The sequence below is a fragment of the Sphingomonas sp. 66-10 genome, assembly GCF_001897045.1.
Taxonomy (GTDB): domain Bacteria; phylum Pseudomonadota; class Alphaproteobacteria; order Sphingomonadales; family Sphingomonadaceae; genus Sphingomonas; species Sphingomonas lycopersici.
In genome coordinates this window covers 28845-34504 of sequence record NZ_MKRR01000044.1, presented here as the reverse complement: position 1 = coordinate 34504, position 5660 = coordinate 28845, and the positions used below count along the sequence as shown (strand labels likewise).

The 5660-nt window shown below is 63.2% G+C and carries 3 protein-coding genes; 1 reads left to right on the top strand and 2 read right to left on the bottom strand.

What is annotated here, in order from left to right:
* The coding region (locus BGN95_RS05310) for an alpha/beta fold hydrolase (protein ID WP_286771869.1) at positions 1–898 on the bottom strand (898 nt) is incomplete at its 3' end.
* Between the two features lie 376 nt (positions 899–1274).
* Between BGN95_RS05310 and BGN95_RS05305 the strand changes: the two genes are divergently transcribed.
* Positions 1275–3992, top strand: a complete 2718-nt coding sequence (locus BGN95_RS05305; protein WP_179511029.1) for a TonB-dependent receptor plug domain-containing protein — start codon at positions 1275–1277, stop codon at positions 3990–3992.
* Positions 3993–4313: 321 nt separating this feature from the next.
* On the opposite strand, the gene BGN95_RS05300 is transcribed toward BGN95_RS05305, so the two are convergent.
* Positions 4314–5435, bottom strand: coding sequence for a YkvI family membrane protein (locus tag BGN95_RS05300; RefSeq protein ID WP_265313206.1), 1122 nt, complete (start codon positions 5433–5435; stop codon positions 4314–4316).
* Positions 5436–5660 lie beyond the last annotated feature (225 nt).

Genomic DNA, 5660 nt, shown 5'->3' with positions numbered 1-5660 from the left:
GCCCCCGCCACAATTGCTTGAGGCGTACGCCGTCCTGTGGCTGGAGCCCCAACATCTTGAGCTGCGTCGGCGTATAGGGCGCCATTGCGGTCAGCACGATCAACGGGCGGTTGCCGAAATTGTGGCTGGCGCGCGCCTCGTCGAGCGTCCGGTCGAAGCCGTCGAGTTCGTTCAGCGATCCGTCGATCGAATGGCTGCTATAGGCGGCAGTCTCGGCATTGGCGCGCGCGGGCAGTTTCGGCGATCCGCTGCCGAGCGCGACGACCAGCCGAGGTACGCCCATCCACGACAGCTTCGCCGCCGCGCGCACTATGCCGATCTGGCTACGCGGATTGAGATCGGCCTTCACCGTCGCATTCATCCGCGAGACCTGATCGGGATGGCTGGGGTCTACCAGCACGAGCCCGGCGACCTGATCGCCATATTTGGCGGTGTAGATCGTCGCATAGGGCCCGCCGACCGAGTGCCCGATCAGCACGATCGGGCCGGCGATGCCGGCGCGGTTCAGCAGGACGTGCAGATCGTCCGCTACCGCCGCGCCGTCCTGCGGGGTGGATTTGGCATCGCTCCACATGATCCCGGCGCGATCGTAAGCACAGGCGCGCGTGAAGCGGGCGATCCTGTCGTGCACCAGCCGCCAGTCGGTCGAGCCCCCCGAACCAAGCCCCGATTCGAACACGACGGTGGGAGAGCCCACGCCGCGGCAATCGAGGTGCATGTTGCGCCCACCGACATCGACCAGCTTGCCCGGCGGCGGATAGGAGCTTTTGGCATTGATGCGGCTAATCGCTTCATAAGTAGTGCCGGCTACGACGGTCAGCGCGAGCAGGCCGGCGGCGCCTTTCGCGATCCGCTTGGTCCAGCGCCAGTTCTTTTTGGGAGTGTCGTTAGTCGGCATGAAGCGCGCGCTCCTCTCCTGATCGGGCGGGCTTATGCCGGTCAGTCCTAAAGTTTTCAATATGTGAAAATTCTCTGACTAGGATTCATCGCGCCCGGATTGTTGGCCTATTCAAGATTTGGTGGAACATAACGTATATATTACAGCTAATTATGTGGAAATTCCGGCGACTTCGGTTCGGAGCGGACGGGCCGTTTCAGCGCGATTTTCATTTCCTGAGCCGAGCATATAATCCGTATTGGGATTGCATTTTCTGATAAGGCGTGCTCAATCGCGATCGGACTGCTCCTGCCGAGATGGCGAGCGGGAGCGGGGAGGGGCGTCACCGGGAAAACCGCCGCTGCGGCGCCAATTTAGAAACGACGAGGGGAGATTCATGACAGCCAAGCGCACATTCTGGTCGGCAGGCACCGCTCTGGCGGTGGTGTTGGGGTCGACCCCCGCGCTCGCGCAAACCGCGCCGGGCGCGCGCGATGTCGCCGCCGATCGCACCGCATCGGATTCGAACCAGGATGTGGTCGTCACCGGATCGCGCATTCAGCGGCTCGGCTTCGATGCGCCGACCCCGACGACGGTTATCAGCGAGACCGAATTGCGCATCGGCAATCGCCCGAGCATCGCCGGGGTGCTGAACGACATGCCGCAATTCCGCGCGACGCTCACCCCGGCCACCACCACCGGCAATACGACCAGCGGCACCTCGACCGCCGATTTGCGCGGGCTGGGGGCGTTACGGACACTGACGCTGCTCGACGGGCACCGGTTCAACGGCAGCGCCGATCTCAACACGGTGCCGCAAAGCCTGATCAAGCGCGTCGACGTCGTCACCGGCGGTGCCTCGGCAGCGTGGGGCTCGGGCGCGGTCGCGGGGGTGGTCAACATCATCCTCGACGATGAGATGAAGGGGATCCGGCTCGGCGCGCAGACCGGGATTTCGACCCGCGGCGACGGCGAGCGCTATAGCTTCGACGGCGCCTGGGGTACCGACTTCGCCGGCGGGCGCGGCCATTTCATGGTCGGCGGCGATTATACCGACGACAAGGGCATCTTCGGCCGCAAGAGCAGGCCCAATCTGGAAGCGGGGGTATTCCAGCGCGCCGACGGGCAGCTCATTCGCGCGCAGGACGTCAATTATACGATCCTCAACCGCGGTGGCTCGATCCTCAGCCTCACCGGCGCGCCGCGCAATCTGGTGTTCAATCCAGACGGCACCGTCGGGCCGCTGCCGCTCGGCAGCCAGACCGCCGGGCAGTTCACCGTCGGCGGCAATGGACAGAATATCTACGATTATGTCGCGGTCTCGTCGCCCTACAAGCGCACCAACGTCTTCGCGCGCGCGACCTATGATCTGACCGACTCGCTCAAATTATGGGCGAACGGCAGCTTCAACCGGATGACCGGCGATTACGGTTTCTTCCCCGAAACCCCGCTCGCGGTGATCATGCCGGACAATGCCTTCCTCACCCCCACTGCGCGCGCGCAATTGGCCGCGAACGGGGTGACGGGGCCGTTCGTTCTCGGCCGCATCCTTGACGATGTCGGCCCGAAGAAGATCCTGAACTTCAAGTATAGCCGCCGCAATCTGGAGGGCGCGATCGGGCTGAAGGGCAAGATCGGCGACCATTGGGGCTATGACGTTTATTACGATCACGGCGAGTCGCGGATCGATCAGTCGCTCTACAATCAGCGCATCACCAGCCGCTTCAACAACGGCGTCGATTCGGTGCTGGTCAACGGCAAGGCGGTGTGCCGCATCAACGCCGACGCCAACCCGGCCAACGACGATCCCGCCTGCGTGCCGATCAACCTGCTCGGCAACGGCAATATCTCGCCCCAGGCGCTCGCTTACGCCTTTGGCGGCAATCACTTCATCTATACCAACAAGCTCGACGCGGCGGGCGCCAGCGTTCACGGCCAGCCTTTCTCCACCCCGGCCGGCCCGGTCGACATCGCTTTCGGCACCGATTGGCGCTGGGAAAAGATGATCACCAATTTCGTCGACCCGCTGTCGCAGGCCAATGCCTTTGCGACGCTCAATTCGTCCGCGACCAACGGCGCGTTCAGCGTCAAGGAAGCGTTCGGCGAGGTCAACGTGCCGGTGATCAACGTGCCGGACACGATCAAGCTCGAGGTCAACGGCGCGGCGCGTTATTCGGATTACAGCACCAGCGGCGGGATCTGGACGTGGAAGACCGGCGGCACCGCCCGGATCGCCAGCGATCTGTTGCTTCGCGCGGTCTATTCGCGTGACATCCGCTCGCCGAGCATCACCGAATATTTCCTTTCGCGCGCAACCAATATCGGCAACCTGCAGGATCCCTATCAGGGCGCCCCGCAGGCGAATGTCGTCATCTATTCCGGCGGCAATCCCAAGCTGACGCCGGAAACCTCGCATACGCTGACCCTGGGCGGTTCCTATTCGCCGCGCTTCTTCAAGGGGTTCAGCGTGTCGCTCGATTATTATTCGATCGACATCCGCAACGTGATCACCACGGTGACGGCGCAGGACGCGTTGACGCAATGCTATAATGCGTCGCCCAACGACCCGACCTGCGGCGGGATCATCACGCGCAACCCCAATGGGACGATCGGCTCGATGCTGGTCCTATACCGCAACCTCGCGGCCTATAAGACGCGCGGCCTCGATATCGAGGCATCCTATCGTCGCCCGCTCGGCGACGGCATGGTGACGATGCGCGCGGTGGCCAACCATATCTTCGATCTCAATATCAACGGCACCGACGTCGCCGGCATTGTCGGGGGCGATACCGCTTTCTCGACGCCGAAATGGCGCCTGACCGGATCGGTGACCTATGCCGACGACAATTTCGGGGTCGATCTGCGCGCGCGTTACGTGGGCGGCGGCATCTACAGCACGGTGAAGGGCGGCAACGGGCAGTATATCCTCAACAACGATGTGAGCAGCCGGACTTATGTCGATCTTGGGCTGCAGTTCAAAGTGCAGCAGCAGTTCACCTGGTTCGTCAACATCAACAACATGTTCGACGTCGATCCGCCGCTGACCCCGTACAACAACCCGAATTACGATGTCATCGGTCGCTACTTCTCGACCGGTGTGAAGCTTAAATTCTGAGCGCTCCCTCTTACGCCAGAATTGACTGGGGCGGTGACCATCACGGTCGCCGCCCCTTTTTCTTTGCGGGAAGGCGCATGCGACGGTGCGCCTTATCCACACCGTCATCCCGGCCTTGAGCCGGGATCGATCGTGCCTCAAGCTTTACGGCAGGAGCCGCTTGTTCCGCGCCTGCCTCCCGATCGACCCCGGCAAGGCTGGGGTGACGGTGGAATGCACGGAGTGAGGAATCCCCACACGAAACCGGCCCGGCATCCGGAATTCGGATGCCGGGCCAGCGTAACCGCAGCGCTGGTCGGCCCGCGAGCGGGCCGCGCTATCTCAGGCGATGCTTTCGTCCGCAATCGGCGCGGCGCGCTTCGGCCGCAGCAACCGCGCGACCCCGATCGTCAGCAGCGGCGCGATGTAGATCAGCAGGATCGCATAGGCCATCATGCGATAACCGTCCGCGATCAGCGCGACGAGCCCGACATTGGCGGCGATGAACACCGATCCCAGCGTGATCGCACCGGGCACGACGATGCGCAGCGCCGGCGGCGTCTGGCGCCCGCGACGCTCGTTATGCACGTCGAGCCGCGCCATGAACGCCTGGACGAACCCCACGCTGCATTCGAGCAGGGCGAAGAACACCATCCCCTGGAACGCGAAGTGGAACACCGGGATATGGAGCGCCTTCAACGCGAAGTCCGACGGCAGCGGCTCGTGGAGGATATTGGGATAGAAGGGGATCAGGCAGGTGAAGAAGGCGAGCGCGGGGATCATCGCCAGCGGGCCGGAGAGCAGCCCCGCGATCACCGCGTCGCGATCGGATTTCAGATGCCGCAGCACCGGCAGGATCAGTACCGCGCCGATGACATTGTAGGAAGCATAAGTGATCCCCCCGGTCGCCCAGCCGGTGGTCGGGATCGCGCGGCTCAGCCCCGCGCGGATTTCCGGCATGAACGAGGCGAGGCACAGCACGAGGAAGATCGCATAGACCCCGTAAAGCAGCACCGAGACATATTTGAACAAGGTCTCGGCCGCGCCCTGGCCCAATGCGACGACGGTCAGGGTCAGCGCGATCAGCGCCAGCGTGCCGACCAGTTCGGGCAGCCCGAACAGCGAGGCGCCGAGCGCGCCCGCCGCCGATCCGAAGATCGACAGCACCAGCACGAGGAACGCGAAATAGATGACCTCGAACAGGAAATCGAACCGGCCGAGCAGGTTGCGGAAGAAATTGTGATAGTCGGTCGCGCCGATGCGGAACGCGAACAGGAAGGTCAGCGCGCAGACCCCGCTCCACAGCGCGGTCGCGAGCAGCATCCCCTGAAGGCCGCCAACCGGACCCGCCGGCATGAAGAATTCGACCAACTCGCGACCGGTGGCATAGCCCCCGCCGATCACCACCGCCTTGAAGGCGAGGCCGGGCAGCAAATAGCGATTAAGCGCACTCCAGAACTGCATCCCGCGGCCCTCCCTGCTCGTCATTTTCTTATTGAGACAAATATGTCCTAATTTGAAATTGAGCTGTCGGCAAGAGGGGGAGCGCTGGCGTAGACCGGCATTGGGGTGATCGACGCGCTGCGTTCCATTGCCCCCGTCACCCGGCCTTGAGCCGGGTCCATTGCGCCGTCAGCGTAGGGGTAGTGGTCAAAACATAACGGATGAGTCCGGAAGAAATCCCCACCG